Source organism: Streptomyces sp. NPDC104226, assembly GCF_055584085.1.
The window spans coordinates 769,286-791,493 of sequence record NZ_JBVJMS010000003.1 but is presented as its reverse complement, the minus strand read 5'-3'; the positions used below and the strand labels follow the sequence as shown (position 1 = coordinate 791,493).

The following is a 22,208-nucleotide window of genomic DNA, read 5'->3' as shown; positions in this document are numbered from 1 at the left end:
GCGTTGAAGGACTGCGGCTTGATGGTGGTGGCGCCGAGTTCCTTGGCGATCAGGCCTTCCTGGAGGCCGACCAGCGCGGTGGCGTGCGTCAGGTTGGGGAAGTAGCCGATACGGACCTCGGAGGCCGACAGCTTCTTGGCGTCGGCGGCGACGTTCGCCTTCGGGGCGTCGTCCTTCTCCGCCTGCGAGCCGTAGCCGCACGAGGCGAGGCCGCCGACCAGGAGCGGCAGGGCGGCAGCGGCGACGATGCTGCGGCGCAGGGTCTTAGCAGAGGTACCGATGGCAGGCACGGGAGGACTTCCTCTCGTAGCGTCGTGTCACGACGCACGTCTTCGTTTGCTGAGCAAGGGCAGGTACGGCTCGTGGGGGGCGCGTAGGCGTGATGCCGACGGCCGTTCGGTCATCACGCACATCGCCCCACACCTCCCGTGCCGCTGCCGAGGGAGCCGCTGCCTACGCGGCCGCCCTCCTTCGCGAAGGTGGAGTACACATCAGCAAGCATGATCAGAAGTCCCAGCCTTCGTCATCGGCTTGCGGGGCGGTCTCGGCGGTGGAGGCGAAGGATTCGCCGACCATGCCGGCCGCCAGGGTGGTGCCGTCCGCCGGGTCGATCAGCAGGAAGGAACCGGTGCGGCGCGACGCGGCGTACGAGTCGAGCGCGAGCGGCTCGGCGGTACGGACGACGACGCGGCCGATGTCGTTCGCCACCAGCTGCCCGGGATTCGGGTGCTGCGACAGGTCGTCCAGGGTCAGCCGCGAGGGGATCTCCTTGACGATCGCCTTCACCGTGCGCGTGGTGTGCTTGATCAGCACGCGGGCGCCCACGGTGAGGGGCTGGTCCGCGACGTGGCAGACCGTCGCCTCGACGTCCTGGGTGGTGGCGGGGGAGTTCGACGACGGCGCGATCAGGTCGCCGCGCGAGATGTCGATGTCGTCCTTCAGGCGCAGGGTCACCGACTGCGGGGCCCACGCGATGTCGACGCTCTCGCCGAGCGCGTCGATGCCCTCGATGACCGAGGTGCGGCCCGACGGCAGGACGGTGACGGCCTCGCCGACGCGCAGCACGCCGGAGGCGATCTGGCCCGCGTAGCCCCGGTAGTCGGGGTTCTCGGCGGTCTGCGGCCGGATCACGTACTGCACCGGGAAGCGCGCCGGGCAGGCGGTGAGGTCGTGGCTGACCGGGACGGTCTCCAGGTGCTCCAGCACCGTGGGGCCGCCGTACCAGTCCATGTTCGCGGAGGGTTCCACCACGTTGTCGCCGGCCAGGGCGGAGATCGGGATCGCGGTGATCTCCGGAACGCCCAGGCCCGTGGCGTACGCGGTGAACTCCTCGGCGATCTTTGCGAAGACGGCCTCCTCGTAGCCCGCGAGGTCCATCTTGTTGACGGCGAGGACCACGTGCGGGACCCGCAGCAGGGCCGCGACGGCGGCGTGCCGGCGGGTCTGCTCGATCACGCCGTTGCGGGCGTCGACCAGCACCACGGCGAGGTCGGCCGTGGAGGCACCGGTGACCATGTTCCGGGTGTACTGCACGTGCCCGGGGGTGTCGGCCAGGATGAACCGGCGCCGGGCGGTCGCGAAGTAGCGGTAGGCCACGTCGATGGTGATGCCCTGCTCCCGCTCGGCCCGCAGGCCGTCGGTGAGCAGCGCCAGGTCGGGGACGTCCTGGCCGCGGCTGGCCGAGACCCGCTCCACGGCTTCCAGCTGGTCGGTGAGGACCGACTTGGAGTCGTGCAGGAGGCGGCCGACCAGGGTGGACTTGCCGTCGTCGACGGAGCCCGCGGTCGCGAAGCGCAGCAGGGTGGTCGCGGACAGGTCCGCGAACTGCTCGGTGGTGGAGGTCATGTCTAGAAGTACCCTTCGCGCTTGCGGTCTTCCATCGCGGCCTCGGACAGCTTGTCGTCGGCGCGGGTCGCGCCCCGCTCGGTGAGGCGGGAAGCGGCGATTTCGGTGATCACGGCGTCCAGCGTGGTGGCGTCGGAGTCGACGGCACCGGTGCAGGACATGTCACCGACGGTGCGGTAGCGGATCAGGCGGGTCTCGGTGGTCTCGCCCTCCTTGGGGCCGCCCCACTCGCCGGCCGTCAGCCACATGCCGTTGCGCTGGAAGACCTCGCGCTCGTGGGCGAAGTAGATCTCCGGCAGTTCGATCTTCTCGCGGGCGATGTACTGCCACACGTCCAGCTCGGTCCAGTTGGACAGCGGGAAGACGCGCACGTGCTCGCCCGGCGCGTGCCGGCCGTTGTAGAGCTGCCACAGCTCGGGGCGCTGGCGGCGCGGGTCCCACTGGGAGAACTCGTCGCGCAGGGAGAAGACGCGCTCCTTGGCGCGGGCCTTCTCCTCGTCGCGGCGGCCGCCGCCGAAGACGGCGTCGAACTTCAGCTGCTGGATCGCCTCCGTCAGGGGGACGGTCTGCAGCGGGTTGCGGACGCCGTCGGGACGCTCGCGGAGCTTGCCGGCGTCGATGTACTCCTGGACGGAGGCCACGTGCAGGCGCAGACCGTGCTTGGCGACCGCGCGGTCCCGGTAGTCCAGGACCTCGGGGAAGTTGTGGCCCGTGTCCACGTGGAGCAGGGTGAACGGCACCGGCGCCGGCGCGAACGCCTTCAGCGCCAGGTGCAGCATGACGATGGAGTCCTTGCCGCCCGAGAAGAGGATCACCGGCTTCTCGAACTCGCCCGCCACCTCGCGGAAGATGTGCACGGCCTCCGATTCGAGGGCGTCGAGGTGCGACAGCGCGTAGGGCGCGTCCGTCCCTTCGTGGACGTGTGCGACGGTGGCGGTCATGCCAGACCCCTCTCGGTGAGCAGTGCGTGCAGGGCCGAGGCCGACTCCTGGACGGACTGCGTGTGCGACTCGATACGGAGGTCCGGGGACTCCGGCGCCTCGTACGGGTCGTCGACCCCGGTCAGACCGGAGATCTCGCCCGCCGCCTGCTTGGCGTACAGACCCTTCACATCACGCTCGGAGCACACCTCCACCGGAGTGGCCACGTGCACTTCGAGGTAGCTCGTGCCCTCGGCGGCGTGCCGCTTGCGGACGGCCTCGCGGCTGTCCGCGAACGGCGCGATCACCGGGACGAGCGCCTTGACGCCGTTGGACGCGAGGAGTTCGGCGACGAAGCCGATCCGCTGCACGTTGGTGTGCCGGTCCTCGCGGCTGAAACCGAGGCCGGCGGAGAGGAACTCGCGGATCTCGTCGCCGTCGAGGACCTCCACGCGGTGGCCCTCGGCGCGCAGCCGCTCGGCCAGCGCGTAGGCGATGGTGGTCTTGCCCGCGCTCGGCAGCCCGGTCAGCCACACGGTGGCGCCCTGGTCGCTCACGCTCATCTGGTTCGTCTCCGTCGGTTCGGTACGTTCGTTGGTCGCGCTGGTGGCCGTCATCAGCCGTGCAGTCCGCACTCGGTCTTGCCGCGCCCGGCCCAGCGGCCGGCGCGGGCGTCCTCGCCCTCCGCCACCCGTCGGGTGCAGGGGGCGCAGCCGACGGAGGCGTAACCGTCCATCAGCAGCGGGTTGGTGAGGACGCCGTGCTCCAGGACGTACGCGTCCACGTCGTCCTGGGTCCAGCGGGCGATCGGCGAGACCTTGACCTTCTGCCGCTTCTCGTCCCAGCCGACCACCGGGGTGTTCGCCCGGGTCGGGGACTCGTCGCGGCGCAGGCCCGTCGCCCATGCGTCGTACGCCGTCAGGCCCTCTTCCAGGGGCTTGACCTTGCGCAGCGCGCAGCACAGGTCGGGGTCGCGGTCGTGCAGCTTGGGGCCGTACTCGGCGTCCTGCTCGGCGACGCTCTGGCGCGGGGTGAGCGTGATGACGTTGACGTCCATCACGGCCTCGACCGCGTCACGGGTGCCGATGGTCTCCTCGAAGTGGTAGCCGGTGTCGAGGAAGACCACGTCCACGCCGGGGAAGGCGCGGGAGGCGAGGTGGGCGACGACCGCGTCCTCCATGGAGGAGGTCACGGCGAACTTCTTGCCGAAGGTCTCGGCCGCCCAGGTGAGGATCTCCAGCGGGGAGGAGTCCTCCAGGTCGCGGCCCGCCTGCTCGGCCAGCGCCTTCAGCTCGTCCGCGCTGAGATGCGCGTCTTGAACCGTGGTCATATCTCGTCCCCTCCAGCGTCGTTGGACTGAACACCCCGGGCCAGCAGCCCGAGGTACTTCAGCTGGAAGGCTCGATTGCAGGCCCTGCATTCCCAGGCGCCGTGGCCTGTTTCGTTCGGGAACAGGTCCTCGTCGCCGCAGTACGGGCAGTAGAACGGTGCGGCGCGCTCGCTCACGACAGGTCCTCGTCCTTGGCGCGGCCGACCCAGGCGGCGAAGCGCTCGCCGTCCTCGCGCTGGTCCTCGAAGCGCGAGACGACCCGCTCGACGTAGTCCGGCAGACCGGCCGAAGTGACCTTGAGCCCGCGGACCTTGCGGCCGAATCCGGCCTCCAGCCCGAGTGCGCCGCCCAGGTGGACCTGGTAGCCCTCGACCTGGTTGCCCTCGTCGTCCAGGACCAGCTGGCCCTTGAGACCGATGTCCGCCACCTGGATACGGGCGCAGGCGTTCGGGCAGCCGTTGATGTTGATGGTGAGCGGCTCGGCGAACTCCGGCAGGCGGCGCTCCAGTTCGTCGATCAGCGAGGCGCCGCGCGCCTTCGTCTCGACGATCGCCAGCTTGCAGAACTCGATGCCGGTGCAGGCCATCGTGCCGCGGCGGAACGGGGACGGGTTGACCCGCAGGTCGAGCGCCTCCAGGGCCGCGACGACCGAGTCGACCTGGTCCGCCTCGATGTCGAGCACGATCATCTTCTGCTCGGCGGTGGTGCGCAGGCGTCCGGAGCCGTGCTGCGAGGCCACGTCCGCGATCTTGACCAGGGTGGCGCCGTCGACGCGGCCCACGCGCGGCGCGAAGCCGACGTAGAACTTGCCGTCCTGCTGCTGGTGCACGCCGACGTGGTCGCGCCACTGGCCGCTGGGCTGCTCGGGCGCGGGGCCGTCGGTCAGCTTGCGCTTCAGGTACTCGTCCTCCAGGACCTGGCGGAACTTGGCCGGGCCCCAGTCGGCGACGAGGAACTTCAGGCGGGCGCGGGTGCGCAGCCGGCGGTAGCCGTAGTCGCGGAAGATCGAGATGACGCCCTCGTAGACGTCCGGGACCTCGTCGAGCGAGACCCAGGTGCCCAGGCGCACGCCCAGCTTCGGGTTGGTGGAGAGACCGCCGCCGACCCAGACGTCGAAGCCGGGGCCGTGCTCGGGGTGGTTCACGCCCACGAAGGCGATGTCGTTGATCTCGTGCGCCACGTCGAGCAGCGGCGAGCCGGAGATCGCGGACTTGAACTTGCGGGGCAGGTTCGAGAAGTCGGGGTTGCCCACGATGCGGGCATAGATCTCGTCGATGGCGGGGGTGCCGTCGATGATCTCGTCCTGCGCGATGCCGGCGACGGGCGAGCCCAGGATCACGCGGGGGGTGTCACCGCAGGCCTCGGTGGTCGAGAGGCCGACGGCCTCCAGACGGCGCCAGATCTCCGGGACGTCCTCGATGCGGATCCAGTGGTACTGCACGTTCTGCCGGTCCGTGAGGTCGGCGGTGCCGCGGGCGAACTCCTCGGAGATCTCGCCGATGACGCGCAGCTGCTCGGTCGTGAGCCGGCCGCCGTCGATGCGGACGCGCAGCATGAAGTACTTGTCGTCCAGCTCCTCCGGCTCCAGGATCGCGGTCTTGCCGCCGTCGATCCCGGGCTTGCGCTGGGTGTAGAGCCCCCACCAGCGCATACGGCCGCGCAGGTCGTTGGGGTCGATCGAGTCGAAGCCCGCCTTGGAGTAGATGTTCTCGATGCGCGCCCGCACATTGAGACCGTCGTCGTCCTTCTTGAACTGCTCGTTGCCGTTGAGGGGCGTGTGGTGTCCGACGGCCCACTGGCCCTCACCGCGGTGACGGCCGGTCTTGCGGCGCGCGGCGGCGGCGGGTGCGGCGGCTGCGGTCGTATCGGGGGTGGCGGCCATGGCGGTACGTCCTTCTTCGGCGGCTCGAGGCAGGGGCAGGGGGAGCGGCGGCTTGACCCCTGGCGCGCGTGGAGCGGATGTGGCTGTTTCGCCGCCTTTTTGGGGCGGCGAGAGGCCTACAGGGGACTGCGGTGGTGACGAGGTCGGGCGGTGGTGTTCGCTTCCGCGGCGACGTCGATGCGGGGCGCTGTCGCGGCGGTGCTGTGCGTCAGCGCGCCGGACAGATGGCGCTGGACATGCGGCCGAGGTCGACGTGCCGCCGACTCACCAAGGCAATTCCAGCTCCGTTCATGGGGGGAAGCGTGGCATGGGGCGATTGGAGGAGTCCACTACTGTCCACAATCCGGACGAACTCGTCTCGCATCGCAAGATCCCGGTGACGGGCGTCACCTCACCAGCCCCTTTGGGGCCAGCAGCCACACCGCCGAGCCGCACTCTCGAGCCTCACCGGCGTTCGGGGCGCGGACTCCGGGCGCAGCCCGGGAGGGGGTCGGACGCAGCCCGGGGAACGGCGGAAGGGTGGGTGGTGGACGGCCCTGCAGGGCCGTCCACCTGCCCCGCAGGGCTACGCGCCGGGCCAGGGGCCGGGAGTGGGGGCCGGCACCCTCTCCTCCGTCTCCTCCTTGAAGACCTTGAAGCCGCGCCGCAGGTAGTTCGCCATGGCGGTCGGGCCGTCGTCGCTGCACGTGTGCAGCCAGACGCGCTGCGTCGGGGCCAGCTCGGGCCAGCGCTCGGCCAGGGACCAGGCCCGCTCGACGCCCACGGTCAGCAGGTGGCCGCCGATGCGCCGCCCCCGGAATGCGGGGAGCAGTCCGAAGTACATGATCTCCACCACACCGTCGGGCTGCGGGTCGAGTTCCACGTACCCCGCCGGGGTGCCCCGGTCGTACGCCACCCACGTCTCCACGCCCGGACGGTCGAGCTGCTCCACCCACTGCGCACGGGTCAGCGACAGCCGGTCCGTCCAGTGGATGTCGCCGCCCACCGAGGCGTAGAGGAACCGGCTGAATTCGGGGGAGGGGACCTCCGACCGGACGATCCGGATCTCCGGGCCCGGGACGGCCGCCGCGACGAGGTCGGACGGTGCGGTCATTTCCAGGGACCAGGTGGTCAGTGTGCTCGTGCTCATGGACGTCAGGGAACCACGCCGGTCCCCGGATGGCCCAGCCGGGCGCCGATCACCGCCGGCGCCGTGGAGTGCGGCAGCAGGGCGGCCGGGTTCTCCGGGCGGATCAGCTCCACCTCCACGTCGTGTGCGAAGCGGTACGGGCGGTGGGCCAGGACGCCGCCGAGGTTGCGGCGGAGCCGGGAGATCTCCGCGCGGACCGTCACCGTGCGGGTCGGGTCCCCGAACAGCTCCTGTGCGAGCTCCGCCGCCGACCGCCCCTTGGGCGACTCCGCCAGCAGGAACAGCAGCTCCGCGTGGCGCGGGCTGAGCTCCTGGGACCAGCTCCCCGCAGCCCCGTAGACGGTGGCGCGCCACGCCCCCGGCCGGCTGAGGTCGAGGACGACGCGGGCCGCCGCCCCGGCGCCGCTACGGGCCTCCGTGACGTTCACCAGCCAGCCGCCGGGCAGCGGCTCCACCAGGCAGTCGCCGAGCTGCGGCACCCACACCCGGCCCGGTCCGAAGGCCTTGGGCAGCGGGATCCGCTCCGTCGGAGCGAGCCCCGTGACGGCCGCGGTCCACCCGTTGGCGTCCAGGGCCAGGGCCCGTCCCGGCATCCGGGCCAGCAGCGGGGCCGCCACCGCGCGCAGCCGTTCCAGCGACTCCAGGTGTCGTACCCGCAGCTCCCGTTCCGCGAGCCGGGCCACCGAGGTCACCCACGTCAGGGTCGCCGGGTGCATGGTGGCCAGGGGTCCGCTGACGTCGAGGACCCCCAGCAGCTGCCCGTCGCGGGGGTCCCGTACGGGGGCCCCGGCGCAGGTCCAGTCGTGGTGGCTGGAGACGAAGTGCTCCGCCGAGAACACCTGGACCGGTCTGCGGGCCACCAGGGCGGTGCCGACCCCGTTGGTGCCGACCACCGCCTCGTCCCAGTGGGCGCCCACGCCGAAGCCGAGCCGGTCCGCGTTGCGCAGGATCGAGGCGTGGCCCTCCCGCCACAGGAGCCGCCCTTCGGCGTCGGCGACGACCATGATGTGCAGGGCCTCGTCCAGCGTGGGCAGCAGCCCTTCGCGCAGGACGGGCAGCAGGTCCCGTAGCGGAGAGGTCTGGCGCCGCTCCTCGGTCTCGGCGGCCGACAGCATCCGCGAGCGGCTGTCGCGGTCCGGGTGGACCCCGCCCGCCATCATCCGGCGCCAGGACGCGGCGATCTCCGGGCGCGGTGCGGCCGGCGGCCGGTCCCCGGCGAGCGCGGCCGCCCGTACCCCCTTGAGCAGACGCGCGGCCTCGCGCGCGTCCATGGCCGAGATGCGTGCCGCATCGACCGCGCCGCCTGCGGTGTGGACCACCGGAACCTCCCCGTGCCGAACATGCGTACGACGGTTCCCGCCCGACGGGGCCGTCCGGTGCGCGCCGCCCGGCAGGGGCGGCCCGGTACACCCCCAAAGGCGGTTCCAAGTCAAAGGTTGCAACGTCTTGCAACTCTCGCCAAGTCCCGGTCGCCCGATCGAAACTGTGCGCGCGTCGCCGAGCGACGTGACAGCTCCTTCCTCGGGGCTTCTCGGATCAGGGGTGGTGCCGAGTCGGCGCGGCGCCATCCCTGAACCTGGTCAACGGGCCCGGATCCCGCACCACAGTGCCTTCCGGAGGGTTGGGGCCCTCCGCAGGCGCCTGCTTCCGGAGGGTTGGGGCCCTTCGTCAGCCCGCGATCCGGGCCCGTTCCACCACGGATCCCAGATCCAGACTGTGCGGCAGCGTGCCGAAGGCCGCGCCCCAGTCACCGCCCAGACGCGAGGCGCAGAAGGCGTCGGCCACCTCCGGCGGGGCCCAGCGCACCAGCAGGGATCCCTGCAGCACCAAGGCCATCCGCTCCACGACCCGCCGGGCCCGCGCCTCGATGCCTTCCAGGTCCGCGAGCTCGGTCAGCAGGTTCTTGATGGCCGAATCCAGCCGGTGGTCGGCGCCCCGCGCCAGGCCGACCTCCTGGAGGAAGGCGTTCAGTGCCTGCGGCTCGCGCTGGAGGGCGCGCAGCACGTCGAGGGCCTGGACGTTGCCCGATCCCTCCCAGATGGAGTTCAGCGGGGACTCGCGCAGCAGCCGGGGCATCCCGGACTCCTCGACGTAGCCGTTTCCGCCCAGGCATTCCAGGGCCTCCGCCACCATCGGCGTACAGCGCTTGGTCACCCAGTACTTCGCCGCGGGCACCGCGATGCGCAGGAAGGCGCGTTCCTGCTCGTTGCCCGAGCTCTGGACGGCGTCGTACGCGGCCGCGAGGCGGAGCGTGAGGGTGGTGGCGGCCTCCGACTCCAGGGCGAGATCGGCGAGCACGTTGCGCATCAGCGGCTGGTCGATGAGCGGTGCTCCGAAAGCAGAGCGGTGCTCCGTATGGTGAGCGGCCTGCGTCAGCGCCTGCCGCATCAGCGAGGCCGAACCGATCACGCAGTCCAGCCGGGTCGCCGCGACCATCTCGATGATGGTCCGCACCCCCCGGCCCTCCTCGCCCACCCGCCGCGCCCACGTCCCGTCGAACTCCACCTCGCTCGACGCGTTCGACCGGTTGCCCAGCTTGTCCTTCAGTCGCTGGATCGCGAAGACGTTGCGCGTCCCGTCCGGCAGCACCCGCGGCACCAGGAAGCAGGTCAGCCCTCCCGGAGCCTGCGCCAGCACCAGGAACCCGTCGCACATCGGCGCCGAGCAGAACCACTTGTGCCCCGTCAGCAGGTACTCGCCCGAGGCGTCCAGCGGCACCGCCGCCGTCGTGTTCGCCCGGACGTCGCTGCCGCCCTGCTTCTCCGTCATGCCCATCCCGAAGAGCACCCCGGCCTTCTGCCCGGCCGGCCGCAGCCCCTCCTCGTACACGTGCGAGGTCAGCCGCGGCTCCCATTCGGCCGCGAGCGACGGATCGGTCCGCAGCGCCGGCACCGCCGCGTGCGTCATCGAAACCGGGCACCCGTGCCCCGCCTCCGCCTGCGACCACACGAAGAACCCGGCCGCCCGCCGCAGATGACCCGCCGGCCGCCCCCACGCGTCGGTGAGCCCGGCGCCCACGGCGTGCCCGAGCAGCCGGTGCCACGAGGGATGGAACTCCACCTCGTCGATCCGGTGTCCGTACCGGTCGTGCGTCCGCAGCTTCGGCGGGTTCTCGTTCGCCTGCGCCCCCCAGTCCTGCGCCTGCCGGGACCCGGCCGCACGCCCCAGATCCGTGAGCTCTTCCCTTACCTCGGCGGCGAGTTCGGGCGCGGCGTCCGCGAGATGCCGCTCCACCCCCTCGCTCAGGACCCGGTCGCTGCCGTATACGTCGTGGCCCACGAGCGGCGGGGCCTGATTGCTGACTGTGTGGGTGGTGGCTGCCATGCCGATACCGTAAGGACGTGCAGCACGTGAAAGAAACACCCGAGCGGATTCCGGGACGCCTCCACCGGGCCCGCGCCCTCTACCGCAACGTCTCCAAGCGCAAGATGGCGTGGCTGCTGCTCAAGGACACCGTGAACTCGTGCATCGAGTACCGGATCCTCGGACTCGCCGCCGAGGCGGCGTTCTTCACGCTGCTCTCGCTGCCCCCGCTCTTCCTGGGCCTGCTCGGCCTCCTCGGGTACGTGGACGGCTGGTCGGGCGGCACGACCGTCGCCAGCATCGAGGAGAACATCCTGCGCGCGGTCGGCACGGTCCTTTCCGACCGGGGCGTCAACGACATCGCCAAACCGATGCTCGACGACGTCACCGGCCGGGGCCGCCCCGACCTCATCTCCCTCGGATTCGCCTTCGCCCTCTGGTCGGGCTCGCGCGCCGTGAACGTCTTCATCGACACCATCACCGTCATGTACGGACTCGACGGGCAGCGCGGCATCGTCAAGACCCGGCTGCTCGCCTTCGTCCTCTACGTGATCGCCCTGCTGATCGGCGCCATCGTGCTGCCGCTGATGGTGGTCGGCCCGGACGCGGTGGTGCGGCTGGTGCCCTGGAGCACCGAGGTGATCGCGGTCCTGTACTGGCCCGTCGTCACGCTGCTCTCCATCGCCTTCCTGACCACGCTCTACCACGTCTCCGTCCCGGTCCGCTCGCCCTGGATCGAGGACGTGCCCGGGGCGCTGGTCGCCCTCGCCATGTGGGTGCTCGGCTCGTTCCTGCTGCGGATCTACCTCACCAACACGGTGGAGGGCCCGACCATCTACGGCTCGCTGGCCGCCCCCGTGGCGATCCTGCTGTGGATCGGCATCTCGGCCTTCGCCGTCCTCGTCGGGGCCGCGGTCAACGCCGCGATCGACCGGGTCTGGCCCTCCGTGGCCACCGCGGCCGCCCGCGAGGCGAACGAGCGGGTCCGCGAGGCGGAGGCCGCCCAGCTCGTGGCCCGGGCGGCTGCCTGGCGGGCCCTGGCCGAAGGGGAGTCGGAGGACGACGAGGGCGACGAGGACGCGGGCATGCCCTCGGAGTTCCCGGAGCGCTGGTCGAAGTTCCTGCCGCCGGAGGACTACCACTCCCGGCTGCGCAAGCACTGACGGATGCGCAAGCACTGACGGCCGCCGTAGCGTGGTGTCCGTGGTGGACCGCGCGGACCCGGTGCCCGGTTCGGGGTACGAGGAACGGCCGTCCCGGTCGGTTGCCGGAGCGGTGCTCTGGCGGGCCGGCGGGGCCGGCTCCGGCATCGTGCTGCCCGACGGGTGCATGGACCTGCTCTGGGTGGACGGCCGGCTCCTGGTGGCCGGACCCGACACCGCCCCGCACCCCGCCGGAGAGGTCCCCGGCTCCGGCTTCGCCGGGATCCGGCTCGCCCCCGGGGCGGCGCCCGCGCTGCTCGGCGTACCGGCCCGGCTGCTGCGCGACCGGCGGGTCGAGCTGGCCGACCTGTGGCCCGCCGCCGAGGTGCGGCGCCTCACCGCGCGCGTGGCCTCGTACGGGGATCCCCGCGCGGGACTGGAGGAGCTGGCCCGGCTCCGCACGGACGACGGCGGGCTCCCGGACCCGCTCGTGACGGAGGTCGCGGCCCGGCTGCGGGCCGGGCAGGGCGTGGCCGCCGTCGCGGGGGCGGTCGGCCTGGGGGAGCGGCAGCTGCACCGCCGCTCCCTCGACGCCTTCGGCTACGGGCCCCGGACCCTGGGCCGGATCCTGCGCCTCCAGCGAGCCCTCGCGCTGACCCGGCGCGGGCTGCCGCAGGCGGCGGTGGCGGCGGCGGCCGGTTACGCCGACCAGGCCCACTACACCCGCGAGGCGCGCGCCCTGGCCGGGACCACGCCGGGGGCCTACGCGGCCGGCTCGGCCGGTGCGAAGAGGGAGATCCCGGAGCCGTCCGGGTCCAGGACGACGGCGTAGCGCTGCCCCCAGAAGGCGTCCCAGGGCTTCAGGTGGCCCGTGTGCCCGGCCTCCGTCAGCTCCGCGTACAGCGAGTCCACCTCTGCGGGGGAGTCGCACAGGAATGCCAGCCCCACCCGGCCGTCGCTCGTGGGGCGGGTCCAGGACGGGTCGAAGGAGCGGATGACCTCCTCCGTGTCCCAGCCGATCCGCTGCCCGCCCGGCAGGACGGCTTCGACGTGCGGCTGGGAGTCGGCTTCGGCGGGCACGTCGATGCCGAGGCGGCGGTAGAAGGCGAGCGATGCGGCCATGTCGGAGACGATGATGCCGATCATGTCGAGTCGGGGAGTCATGCACTCACCCTAGGCAGGCCCGGCCGGGCCGGTCTTGAACGAATCGGACACCGGCGGGGCGGCGCGCCGTGCCGGGCGCGGCCGGTCACCCGGTGTCCTCCTCCTGGGGGAGGTGTCGGTAGACCGTGGCCCGGGAGACGCCGAGGGCGGCGGCGATCGCCGTGCCGCCGCTGCCCGCGGCGTGCATCCGGCGGGCGGCTTCGATCATGGCCGGGCTCATGGCGGCGGGCCGCCCGCGCCGGCCCCCCGCCGCGGGCCGGGCCGCGGGGTCGGCGGGCCCCTGCGGAGCGTGCGGGCCGTGCGGGCCGGCTGGGCCGTCGAGCAGGCGGCGTACGCCGTCCAGGACGGCCTCGCGCAGGGCCGGGACGGGGGCGTCGGCGAAGAGCACCACCGGGTCGGAGAGCATGGCGACGGCCTGGGACGCCCGGACCCGCTCCGCGAACCCGGGATTCGGCCCCGCGACCAGGAAGTTGGCCCGCAGCACGGAGTCGCGCAGCTGGGCGAAGACCGGGCCGGTGGTGGCCAGGGCCATGTCCTGGAGGTTGAGGCGCAGCAGGTGGCGGTGGGCCAGCCAGACGTCGAGCACCCCCTCGATGGCGGCCCACCGCACCCGGTCGGGCGTTCCGGACCCGTCGGGCGATCCCGATGCCGCGGCGGCGCGGGCCAGGGCCTGCGCCAGCTCGCGGAGCATCGGCTCCACGAGGGCGCCGAGGATGTCGGCCTTGCCGGGGAAGTGGTAGAGCACCGCGGGCTTGGAGACGCCCACCCGTTCGGCGATCTCCCGCAGCGAGGTCTCGTGGAAGCCCTGGACCCCGAACAGCTCCGTGGAGACCCGCAGGATCCGCCTCCGGGTATCGGGAGCCGTCTCGTAAATCGTCTCAGAATCTGCGGTTCTGCTGCTCTCCATGGCGAACAGCTTAGGCTTGCCGACCGACTTGACCACTGATTTCCTCGGCCGGTCCTGACCGTCGGTAAGTTCGAAACCCGGCCTCCGGCTCCCCGTAAAAGAAGTGGCGCGGTCCCGGAGGCGCTTGTTACGGTGGGGTCGTTCCCGCCGAGACCGGTGCGGACCGCTCGTCAGCACGCATGCCGACCCGGAGGTGAGTTCATTGATGACTGTCATGGCGCAGGGCGTTGCCCGCACTCAGAAGACCATCAATGTCACTTCTGTGGTCTCCGGCTGACCTCACACCTCTCTTTCGCGCCCGGTAGCGGCGCGCACCGCCGGGGCCACCCTGTGAAGGGTTTCCCTTGTCTCTCTCCGCTTTCTCTCCTTTCTCCGCTTCTTCTTCGGCATCCCCTTCCGCCGCCCTGGCCCCCTACGGCTGGGACGAAGCGTGGGCGGCCGAGTTCGCCCCGTACGCGGACCAGGGCCTCCTGCCCGGCCGGGTCGTACGGGTCGACCGCGGGCAGTGCGATGTCATGACGGCGGTCGGCATCGTCCGCGCCGACACCGCTTTCGTCACCCCGCACGACCCGCTCCGGGTCATCTGCACCGGCGACTGGGCGGTGGTGGAGGCGCACGGCACGCCGCGCTACGTGAAGACGTACCTGCCGCGCCGGACCGCCTTCGTACGGTCCACCTCCTCCCAGCGGTCCGAGGGCCAGATCCTCGCCGCGAACGTCGACCACGCGATCATCGCGGTGTCACTGGCGGTCGAACTGGACCTCGGCCGCATCGAGCGGTTCCTCGCGCTCGCCTGGGAATCGGGGGCGCAGCCGCTCGTGGTCCTGACCAAGGCGGACCTCGTCTCGGACCCGGTCACCCTCGGCCACCTCGTCGAGGACGTGGAGACCACGGCCCCCGGCGTCCAGGTCCTCACCGTGTCCTCGATGACCGGGGAGGGCACGGACGTGCTCGCCGCGGTGGTCGGGGGCGGTACGAGCGTGCTCCTCGGGATCTCCGGCGCGGGCAAGTCCACGCTGGCCAACGCGCTGCTGGGAGAGGACGTGATGGAGGTCCAGTCGACGCGTGACGTCGACGGCAAGGGCCGCCACACCACCACGACCCGGAACCTGCTCGCGCTGCCCGGCGGTGGCGTGCTGATCGACACCCCCGGGCTGCGGGGCGTCGGGCTCTTCGACGCGGAGGCGGGCGTCGGGCAGGTCTTCTCGGAGATCGAGGAGTACGCGGAACGCTGCCGCTTCCACGACTGCGCGCACGAGGCGGAGCCGGGGTGCGCGGTGACGGCCGCACTGGCCTCCGGGGAGCTGTCCGAGCGGCGGCTGGAGAGCTACCGCAAGCTGCTGCGGGAGAACCAGCGGATCGTCGCGAAGACCGACGCGCGGCTCCGGGCGGAGATCAGGCGCGACTGGCGGCTCCGCTCGGCGGAGGGCCGCGCGAACTATTCCGCGAAGCGGACGGGCCGAGCCTGACGGTCACCGCCCCGGGCGGGTTCCACCCCGCCCGGGGCGGGACCCCGGTCCTCACACGCCGGACGGCAGAGAGGGCCCGGGGCTCCCGGGAGCGTTGAACACGGTGTTGCGGCGCAGCTGCCCCGCGCACCAGCGGAAGTGGCCGTCGTGCTCGTCCTGGCCGAAGAGGTCGTAGGTCGTGAGCGCGTACGCCGCCTGGTAGGTGGTGAGGGTCGCCGGCGGGTGGCCGAGTTCCCGGGCGAAGAGCCCGGTGAGTTCCGAGGCGTGCTCCTCGGCGTGCGGCCCGTACATGTCCCAGACGGCGGCGGTCACGGCGGCCTCGAAGGCCGGGTCGCCCGCGGTCGTGTAGAAGCCGAAGTCGAGTACGGCGACGGGCCGGCCGGCGTCGTCGACATGGATGTTGGGCGGTACGAGGTCGCCGTGGATCGCCGTCACCGGGGCGTCGGGGAGCGAGCGCAGCGCCGTGAGCGTGCGCTCCACTCCCGCCGCGAAGTCCGGGACGTGAGCCGCCAGGGCGGCGCCGTGCCGGGCCGCGGCCCGGGCGACCAGGGCCGCGAGCGCGTCGCGGAAACAGCCGTGGTCCTGCCACAGCGGACGGTCGTCCCCCTGGACCGTCAACCGGAGCATGGCATCGGTGCCGGGGACGGAGGCCAGGCCGCGCAGCACGGCGAGCAGCGCGTCGGTGTCCCGGGCGGGCAGCTCGCGCTCGTACGCCGCGTGCGCGGAGTCCACCCTCATCGGGCCTCCGGGCAGCTCGCGCTCGTACGTGACCAGGACGCCCTGGTGGTCCTCGACCTCGAAGATCTCCGGGGTGGAGAACGGCAGGCGGTGCCGGGCGATGTCCGCGTACACCTGGCGGGTCAGCGCGAGACCGGCCGGTGGGCGGCCGGCCCACACCTTGGCCACCCGGCCCCCGCCCAGTGCGTACACGACGCCCTCGACACCGGCGCCGACACGGCGGGCTTCCGGGTGGCCGCGGTCGGCGAAGTGGGCGGGCCACGGGTCGCAGGGCGCGCTCCGTGTGTTCGAGTTGGTGTCCATCCCGGGCATGAGAACAGCAGGGGCACCGGACGCACCCCGCATTTTCGTACGGTGCGCTACCCCGTCAGGCCCCATGCCAGGACGCGGTCCGGGTGGATGCGGATGACCTCCGGGCTGAAATGGGGGCCCAGGGAGTGCGGGCCCACCTCCAGCGTGGCCCGGCCGCGGATCTCGATGCCGCGCACCGTCCACGGGCGGGTGCTGACCAGGTCGTCCACGACCAGGGACAGCCGGGGGTTCTTGGTGAGGTTGCGCCACTTCTTCGTCGTGCCCATCGCCAGCCCGCCCACCAGGATCGTGCCGTCGTCCTGCGGGAAGAACCCCACCGGGTTCGCCTGGGGCTGCCCGGCCTCGTCCACCGTCGCGAGCCGGCCCAGGTGCTGGGCACGCAGGTAGGTCAGCTCGGCCTCGCTGAAACCCTTGAATCCCTTGAACTCCGTCTTGTCCGTCATGGGGGAGACGATCCCAGCCGGACCCGCCCGGCGCATCGGGCCGATGGCCTACGCCCACAGGACCATGCCCACCCAGGCCCCCACCACCAGCAGGCACGCGAACAGCTCCACCAGCACGCTCGTCCCCACCGCCCGCATCACCGCCCGAACCGACGCCCACGCCTCCCCGTGGGTGCCCAGGCGGCGCCGCTCGCAGAGGTAGATGCCGCCCACGAAGCCGGGGACCGCGCCGACGACGGGGAGCAGCACGAAGCCCAGTACCGCCCCCGCACCCGCGTACACCACCATCCGGCGGGTGACGCCGACCCCCCGGAGCCGCCGCGGGGGCAGCTGCCACTTCACCACCTGGACGACCAGCAGCAGTGCCGTCGCACCCGCCAGCAGACCCCAGGCCGCCGACGTCCGTTCGTGCAGCGCCCACCACAGGAGCCCGGCCCAGACGAGGAGGGTGCCGGGGGCGCCGGGGACCAGTACCGCGAGCAATCCGAGCACCAGCACCAGCCCCACCAGCAGCAACTGGGGCAGCTGAGGCAGATCCATCTGCTCAGCGTGCCTGACCTGGGGCTACCGGGCCACCCAGCCCCGTTCGTACGCGTGCCAGCCGAGCTGGAGCCGGGTCGTGACGCCCGACAGCTCCATCAGGCCCTTGACCCGCCGCTGCACCGTCCGCAGGCCCAGCTCCAGGTGCTTCGCGACGCTCGCGTCCGTCATCCCCGCCAGCAGGAGGGTGAGGATCTCCAGGTCCGTGGCGTCGGGTCCGCCGTCGGATTCCTCCGGCGCCCCGGTGGAGCCCAGCCGCAGCGGGAGCGACTCCCGCCAGACCGCCTCGAAGAGGCCCATCAGGGACTCCAGCAGCCCCGACGCGTGCACGACCAGCGCCGCCGGCTCCGCGCCGCGGGCCGTCAGCGGGACCATCGCGAGGGACCGGTCCGCGATGACGAGTTTGGTCGGCACCGCCGCCGACACCCGGATGTGCTCGCCGCGGGCCAGCGCGGTGGACGCCTCCCGGATCCCGCTCGGCAGGGTCAGCACCTCCCGTTCGATGACCACGCGGTACGCGACGCCCCGTACGGCCGCCCGGTCCTCCGCGTCGTTGTCCGTCCCCGCCACCACCTGGGGCCGGCCGCTGACCAGCGCGCACACCTCCTCCACCGCGCCGAGCTGGAGCTGGTGGAAGCGGTGGGCCACCGCGCTGGCGCCCGTCACCACCTCCACCAGGTCGTGCACGGCCGGCTCGGCGGCCTCCGCTCGGTACTCCTCCGCCAGCAGGGCCGCCGCCAGCTCCGCCTGCTCCAGTTCGTGCCGCTGCTGGGTGAGCAGGGCCCCCAGGGCGACCCCGGGCGGGGCCGCCACCCACCGGCCCGGGCGGGCCGAGGACTGGGCGGCGAGCCCGTGGCGCTCCAGATGGCGCAGGGTCCGTTCGGTCTGCTGCACCGGCAGCGTCAGCCGGTGCGCGAGGTCCGGTATCTCCGCCGCCCCCAGCGCGACCAGCGCGCGGTAAGCGGACTCCTGTCCTTCGTCGAGGCCTATCGCACCCAGCAACTCGTCCACCCAACCTCTCGGAGCCGTTCCTGGCGGGAAGCGGCCACGGCGCAAACCCGCCGCCGACATCATCGCCGCACCCGGCGCCCCTCTGCCAAGGTGGCGCCACCGCAGCACCAACATCCGCTGGCCAGAAGCCATTTACGCGGCATTTTCGCCGTGCAATGCAGTAGTTGGCCGGAATTCATCTGGGGAGAGCGATGCGCCCGATATCGCGTACGGCACTGGGAGCGGCCATCGCGGCCGTCCTGGCCGTCACGGCCGTGGGCCCGTCCACGGCGCAGCCGAGCGATGGAGCCTCCGGAGCAGGATCCGGAACGGCAAGGAAGGCCCTCACCGGCAGCCAGGAGGCCGCGAAGCAGCCCACCGGCCCCGTGACGGTGACCCTGGTCACCGGCGACCGGGTCCTGGTGTCCACGGACGCGCAGGGCCGTACGGCCGCCACCGCGATGCCCCGCCCCGACGGCTCCCAGCCGATCGTGCAGACCCGCCAGGCGGGCAAGGACCTCTACGTCTACCCCGAGAGCGCGGTCAAGGCCCTCGCCGCGGGCAAGGTCGACGAGGAGCTCTTCAACGTCACCGGCCTGATCCGGCAGGGCTACGACGACGCGCACGCCAAGAAGCTCCCGCTGATCGCCGTGTACGAGCGCTCCGCGAGCCTCGCGCGCAGTGCCCCGCCCGCCCCGCGCGGGGCCGAGCAGTCGCTGGTCCTCGGCTCCATCGGCGGTGTCGCGCTCGCCGCCGACAAGGACAAGGCCGCCGACTTCTGGGCCGACGTCACCGGCGCCAACGTCGACCCGCGCGCCCGCTCCGCCGCCTCCGCCCCGCTGAAGAAGCTGTGGCTGGACGGCAAGGTCCAGGCGAACCTGGAGCGTTCCACCAAGCAGGTGGGCGCCACCGCCGCATGGGCCGCCGGATTCGACGGCACGGGCACGAAGGTCGCCGTCCTCGACACGGGCACCGACCTCGAACACCCCGACCTCAAGGGCCGGGTCGCCGAAGCCAAGAACTTCACCGACTCGGACACCGCCGAGGACCGCCAGGGCCACGGCACCCACACCATCTCCACCGTGGGCGGCTCCGGCGCGGCGAGCTCCGGCGCGAAGAAGGGCGTCGCCCCCGGCGCGCAGCTGCTCAGCGGCAAGGTCCTCAACGACTCCGGCTACGGCCTGGACTCCTGGATCATCGCGGGCATGCAGTGGGCCGTGGACAGCAAGGCCGACGTGGTCTCCATGAGCCTGGGCGACCCCTCCCAGCTCTCCTGCGACGACCCGCTGGCCGCGGCCACCGAGGCACTGGCGCAGAGCAGCGGCAGCCTCTTCGTCATCGCCGCGGGCAACGCCGGCCCCGGCAACAACACCGTCTCCTCGCCCGGTTGCGCGCCCAGCGTGCTGACCGTCGGCGCCGTCGACCGCGACGACACGACGGCTTCCTTCTCCAGCCGCGGCCCGGCCGGTCTGAACCACACCCTCAAGCCCGAGATCGCCGCCCCCGGCGTCCAGATCTCCGCCGCGGCCATGGGCGGCCGCGGGGTGTACGCGTACACGTCCATGTCCGGCACCTCGATGGCCACCCCGCACGTCGCGGGCGCCGCCGCCATCGTCAAGCAGCGCCACCCCGACTGGACCCCGCAGCAGATCAAGGCCGCGCTCGTCGGCTCCGCGAACACCGCGGTCCCGGGCGACGTACGGGAGACCGGCGGCGGCCGGCTCGACGTCAAGGCCGCCATCGACACCACCGTCACCAGCGCCCCCGCACTCCAGGGCGGCACCTTCAACTGGCCGCAGGACCGCAGCGACCGCACCGGCGTCGAGGTCCCGTACACCAACACGGGGACCAAGCCCGTCACGCTGAACCTCTCCGTGGAGAAGGTCACCGGCAACGACGGCTCCGCCGTCCGCAGCCAGGTCGCCCGCCTGGACCGGCGTACCGTGACCGTCCCGGCCGGCGCCACCGTCAAGGTGCCGCTCGCCCTGGACCCCGCCGCGAAGCTGGAGCGCTCCCAGTACGGGGACGTCACCGGCCGCGTCGTCGCCACGGCGAAGGGCGTGCACGTCTCCACCCCCTTCTCCCTCTACGTGGAGCCGGAGACGGTGACCGTGCGCGTCAAGCTCCTCGACCGCGACGGCAAGCCCGCCGCCGGCCCGTCCTCGCTGGACCTGATCGGCACCGACGACGCCACCGGTGAACGCCGCTTCAACGAGGGCGCCGCCGACCAGGTCTACCGGGTCCGCCCGGGCTCGTACTTCCTGTCCGCCTTCGTCGGGACCCTCGACGCCGGGGAGGGCGAGCGGATGTACGACTCGCTCACCTACCTCGGCCGTCCGCAGACGGAGATCAAGAAGGACACGGTGATCGTGCTGGACGCCCGCAAGGCGGCCAAGCTGAGCATCGCCACCGACAAGCCCTCCGAGGCGCGCGCCACCACCCTCGCCTTCTCCCGCTCCTGGGGCGACGCCTGGCTGCACGCGGGCACCGCTTCGGGCGGCCGTACCATCCGCGGCTACTACGCCTCGGTCGAAGGACCCGCCAAGGAGGGCGACTTCGAGTTCGGCAGCTACTGGCGGGCGGCCGCGCCGCTGATCTCCGAGCTGAAGGCCTCCGGCGGCCCGGTGCTGCACCCGATCACCGCCTCCACCGGCAGCGACAACCTCGACGGCACGGGCAGCGCCCCGCTCGTCAACGCGGGCACGGGCACCCCCGAGGAGCTCGCCGCCGTCGCCGCCAAGGGTGCGATCGTGCTGGTCAAGGTGGCCGACGGCGCGCTGTACGGGATCGCGGAGGCCGCGAAGGCGGCCGGCGCCAAGGGCGTCCTCGCCTACCGCGACGCTCCCGGCCGCTGGCAGGCCTTCACCGGCTACGCGGGCGGCGCGCTTCCCGCGCTGTCCATCGAGGCGGGCGAGGGCCGGGCCCTGCTGGCCAAGCTCGGCAAGGGGCCGGTCACGCTGAGCTGGAAGGGCAGCGCGAAGAGCCCGTACGTCTACAACCTCGCCCAGATCGAGAAGGGCCGGGTCCACGGGGACCGCACCTACCGGGTGCGCGACCGCGAGCTGGGCACCGTCGAATCGGCCTACCAGTCGATGGGCGTCGCCGCCGACTTCATCGACGTGACCGGGGCCTACCGCCCGCTCGGCAACGCCGTGTACTTCGGCTCCATCGACACCGTCGCGGTACCGGGCAAGCGCACCGAGTACTACTCCGCCGGGGACACCGCCTGGGACCACATGGTCTCCAGCAGCTTCCCCTGGGGCGAGTTCATGACCGACCGGCACCGCACGTACAAGGCGGGCTCCCAGCGCACGGAGAACTGGTACGACGGGGTCATCGGCCCGGTCGCGCCGCGCGACACCGCGGGCAAGGAGCAGCTCGCCGCCGAGCGGCAGGGCAACCTGATCGGCTTCTCCTCCGCCATGTGGGGCGACACCGGCCACTACGCGCAGCCGGGCGGCTTCGGCGACCTCGGCAACGTCTCGCTCAAGGTCGACGGCGAGTCGCTGGGCGACAGCGGCTACCCGTTCGGGGCCTTCGAGGTCCCGGCCCGCGAGGCCACCTACGAACTGACCCAGTACCTGGAGAAGTTCGGCCAGCCGGCCCGCACCTGGCAGCGCTCCTCCGGCATCCAGACCACCTGGACCTTCCGCTCGAAGCTGGACGAGGCGCAGTACTCGCAGGGGCTGCTGGTCATCTTCCCGCGGATCTCGGCCCCGCTGGACGGCATGAAGACGCTGGCCGCGGCCAACGGCCAGAAGATCGGCCTCTCGGTCAGCGGGCACGCGGGCTACGCGCCCGGCGCGCTCGCCTCGGCCAAGCTGTCGTACTCGTACGACGAGGGCGGCACCTGGATCCAGGCGAAGGTCGGCGAGCGCGGCGGGCAGTGGACCGCGACCGTGGACCACGCCGGAGCCGCGGGCAAGCAGGTCATGCTCAAGGTCGAGCTGACCGACAAGAACGGCGCCACCGTCACCCAGATGGTCGCGCGGGCGTACGACATTCGCTAAGTCGTACGACATAGAGCTGGGGGGTCCATCGGACGGCGGTCCGATGGGCCCCCCTTTTTCCCTCGTTCGCCGGATTTCGGCTGC

The 22,208-nt window shown here is 72.3% G+C and carries 20 protein-coding genes and 1 pseudogene; 4 read left to right on the top strand and 17 right to left on the bottom strand.

The window, feature by feature from the left end; translation table 11 throughout:
- From ACZ60J_RS13425 to ACZ60J_RS13375, 11 genes and pseudogenes are all read right to left on the bottom strand, one after another.
- Nucleotides 1-281 (bottom strand): annotated as a pseudogene (locus tag ACZ60J_RS13425) (sulfate ABC transporter substrate-binding protein); the annotation flags it as partial.
- Nucleotides 282-504: 223 nt separating this feature from the next.
- Nucleotides 505-1,845, bottom strand: coding sequence for a sulfate adenylyltransferase subunit 1 (locus ACZ60J_RS13420; RefSeq protein WP_469681488.1), 1,341 nt, complete (start codon nucleotides 1,843-1,845; stop codon nucleotides 505-507).
- A gap of 2 nt (nucleotides 1,846-1,847) precedes the next feature.
- A complete protein-coding gene (cysD, locus tag ACZ60J_RS13415; RefSeq protein WP_469681486.1) occupies nucleotides 1,848-2,786 on the bottom strand; it encodes a sulfate adenylyltransferase subunit CysD in 939 nt (312 codons plus the stop codon).
- Nucleotides 2,783-3,328 (bottom strand): adenylyl-sulfate kinase, encoded by a 546-nt coding sequence (gene cysC, locus ACZ60J_RS13410; RefSeq protein ID WP_215148038.1) that lies wholly within the window; start codon nucleotides 3,326-3,328, stop codon nucleotides 2,783-2,785. The genes cysD and cysC overlap by 4 nt, the downstream gene beginning before the upstream one ends.
- Nucleotides 3,329-3,381: 53 nt before the next feature.
- Nucleotides 3,382-4,095, bottom strand: coding sequence for a phosphoadenylyl-sulfate reductase (locus ACZ60J_RS13405; RefSeq protein ID WP_469681484.1), 714 nt, complete (start codon nucleotides 4,093-4,095; stop codon nucleotides 3,382-3,384).
- Entirely contained in the window at nucleotides 4,092-4,271 is a 180-nt protein-coding gene (locus ACZ60J_RS13400; RefSeq protein ID WP_214956597.1) for a DpnI domain-containing protein, read from the bottom strand. Before ACZ60J_RS13400 ends, ACZ60J_RS13405 begins: the two co-directional genes overlap by 4 nt.
- Nucleotides 4,268-5,977 (bottom strand): nitrite/sulfite reductase, encoded by a 1,710-nt coding sequence (locus tag ACZ60J_RS13395; protein ID WP_469681482.1) that lies wholly within the window; start codon nucleotides 5,975-5,977, stop codon nucleotides 4,268-4,270. Before ACZ60J_RS13395 ends, ACZ60J_RS13400 begins: the two co-directional genes overlap by 4 nt.
- A 208-nt stretch (nucleotides 5,978-6,185) precedes the next feature.
- The gene (locus tag ACZ60J_RS13390) at nucleotides 6,186-6,269 is read right to left on the bottom strand and encodes a putative leader peptide (RefSeq protein WP_312847410.1); all 84 of its coding nucleotides are present in this window, start codon (nucleotides 6,267-6,269) and stop codon (nucleotides 6,186-6,188) included.
- Between the two features lie 273 nt (nucleotides 6,270-6,542).
- Complete coding sequence (locus ACZ60J_RS13385; RefSeq protein ID WP_469681480.1) at nucleotides 6,543-7,106, bottom strand: GNAT family N-acetyltransferase; 564 nt, start codon at nucleotides 7,104-7,106, stop codon at nucleotides 6,543-6,545.
- 5 nt (nucleotides 7,107-7,111) lie between these two features.
- Complete coding sequence (locus ACZ60J_RS13380; protein ID WP_469681553.1) at nucleotides 7,112-8,377, bottom strand: GAF domain-containing protein; 1,266 nt, start codon at nucleotides 8,375-8,377, stop codon at nucleotides 7,112-7,114.
- A gap of 397 nt (nucleotides 8,378-8,774) precedes the next feature.
- On the bottom strand, nucleotides 8,775-10,430 hold the full coding sequence (locus ACZ60J_RS13375; RefSeq protein ID WP_469681478.1) for an acyl-CoA dehydrogenase family protein: 1,656 nt from the start codon (nucleotides 10,428-10,430) through the stop codon (nucleotides 8,775-8,777).
- Nucleotides 10,431-10,447: 17 nt separating this feature from the next.
- On the opposite strand from ACZ60J_RS13375, the gene ACZ60J_RS13370 reads away from it, so the two are divergent.
- Nucleotides 10,448-11,572: a YihY/virulence factor BrkB family protein gene (locus ACZ60J_RS13370; RefSeq protein WP_469681476.1), complete on the top strand. Its 1,125-nt coding sequence runs from the start codon at nucleotides 10,448-10,450 to the stop codon at nucleotides 11,570-11,572.
- Nucleotides 11,573-11,612: 40 nt separating this feature from the next.
- Entirely contained in the window at nucleotides 11,613-12,383 is a 771-nt protein-coding gene (locus ACZ60J_RS13365) for a helix-turn-helix domain-containing protein (protein WP_469681474.1), read from the top strand.
- On the opposite strand, the gene ACZ60J_RS13360 is transcribed toward ACZ60J_RS13365, so the two are convergent.
- Together ACZ60J_RS13360 and ACZ60J_RS13355 are read right to left on the bottom strand one after the other, a co-directional pair.
- Nucleotides 12,314-12,715, bottom strand: coding sequence for a VOC family protein (locus tag ACZ60J_RS13360; protein WP_250744148.1), 402 nt, complete (start codon nucleotides 12,713-12,715; stop codon nucleotides 12,314-12,316). The two genes, ACZ60J_RS13365 and ACZ60J_RS13360, sit on opposite strands and share 70 nt — an antisense overlap.
- A gap of 85 nt (nucleotides 12,716-12,800) precedes the next feature.
- Nucleotides 12,801-13,622 (bottom strand): TetR family transcriptional regulator, encoded by an 822-nt coding sequence (locus ACZ60J_RS13355; protein ID WP_469681472.1) that lies wholly within the window; start codon nucleotides 13,620-13,622, stop codon nucleotides 12,801-12,803.
- 344 nt (nucleotides 13,623-13,966) lie between these two features.
- Between ACZ60J_RS13355 and rsgA the strand changes: the two genes are divergently transcribed.
- Nucleotides 13,967-15,091, top strand: a complete 1,125-nt coding sequence (rsgA, locus tag ACZ60J_RS13350) for a ribosome small subunit-dependent GTPase A (protein WP_469681470.1) — start codon at nucleotides 13,967-13,969, stop codon at nucleotides 15,089-15,091.
- 51 nt (nucleotides 15,092-15,142) lie between these two features.
- On the opposite strand, the gene ACZ60J_RS13345 is transcribed toward rsgA, so the two are convergent.
- The 4 genes from ACZ60J_RS13345 to ACZ60J_RS13330 are packed head-to-tail and all read right to left on the bottom strand — an operon-like array spanning nucleotide 15,143 to nucleotide 18,126.
- Nucleotides 15,143-16,132 carry a phosphotransferase family protein gene (locus tag ACZ60J_RS13345; protein ID WP_469681468.1) on the bottom strand — a complete coding sequence of 330 codons (990 nt, stop codon included), beginning with the start codon at nucleotides 16,130-16,132 and terminating at the stop codon, nucleotides 15,143-15,145.
- 56 nt (nucleotides 16,133-16,188) lie between these two features.
- Complete coding sequence (locus ACZ60J_RS13340; RefSeq protein WP_469681466.1) at nucleotides 16,189-16,584, bottom strand: PPOX class F420-dependent oxidoreductase; 396 nt, start codon at nucleotides 16,582-16,584, stop codon at nucleotides 16,189-16,191.
- Nucleotides 16,585-16,632: 48 nt separating this feature from the next.
- Nucleotides 16,633-17,124 carry a DUF456 domain-containing protein gene (locus ACZ60J_RS13335; RefSeq protein WP_469681464.1) on the bottom strand — a complete coding sequence of 164 codons (492 nt, stop codon included), beginning with the start codon at nucleotides 17,122-17,124 and terminating at the stop codon, nucleotides 16,633-16,635.
- Nucleotides 17,125-17,148: 24 nt separating this feature from the next.
- Nucleotides 17,149-18,126, bottom strand: coding sequence for a helix-turn-helix domain-containing protein (locus ACZ60J_RS13330; RefSeq protein ID WP_469681551.1), 978 nt, complete (start codon nucleotides 18,124-18,126; stop codon nucleotides 17,149-17,151).
- 200 nt (nucleotides 18,127-18,326) lie between these two features.
- Here ACZ60J_RS13330 and ACZ60J_RS13325 point away from each other — a divergent pair, with 200 nt between their 5' ends.
- Nucleotides 18,327-22,124: a S8 family peptidase gene (locus tag ACZ60J_RS13325; protein WP_469681462.1), complete on the top strand. Its 3,798-nt coding sequence runs from the start codon at nucleotides 18,327-18,329 to the stop codon at nucleotides 22,122-22,124.
- Nucleotides 22,125-22,208 lie beyond the last annotated feature (84 nt).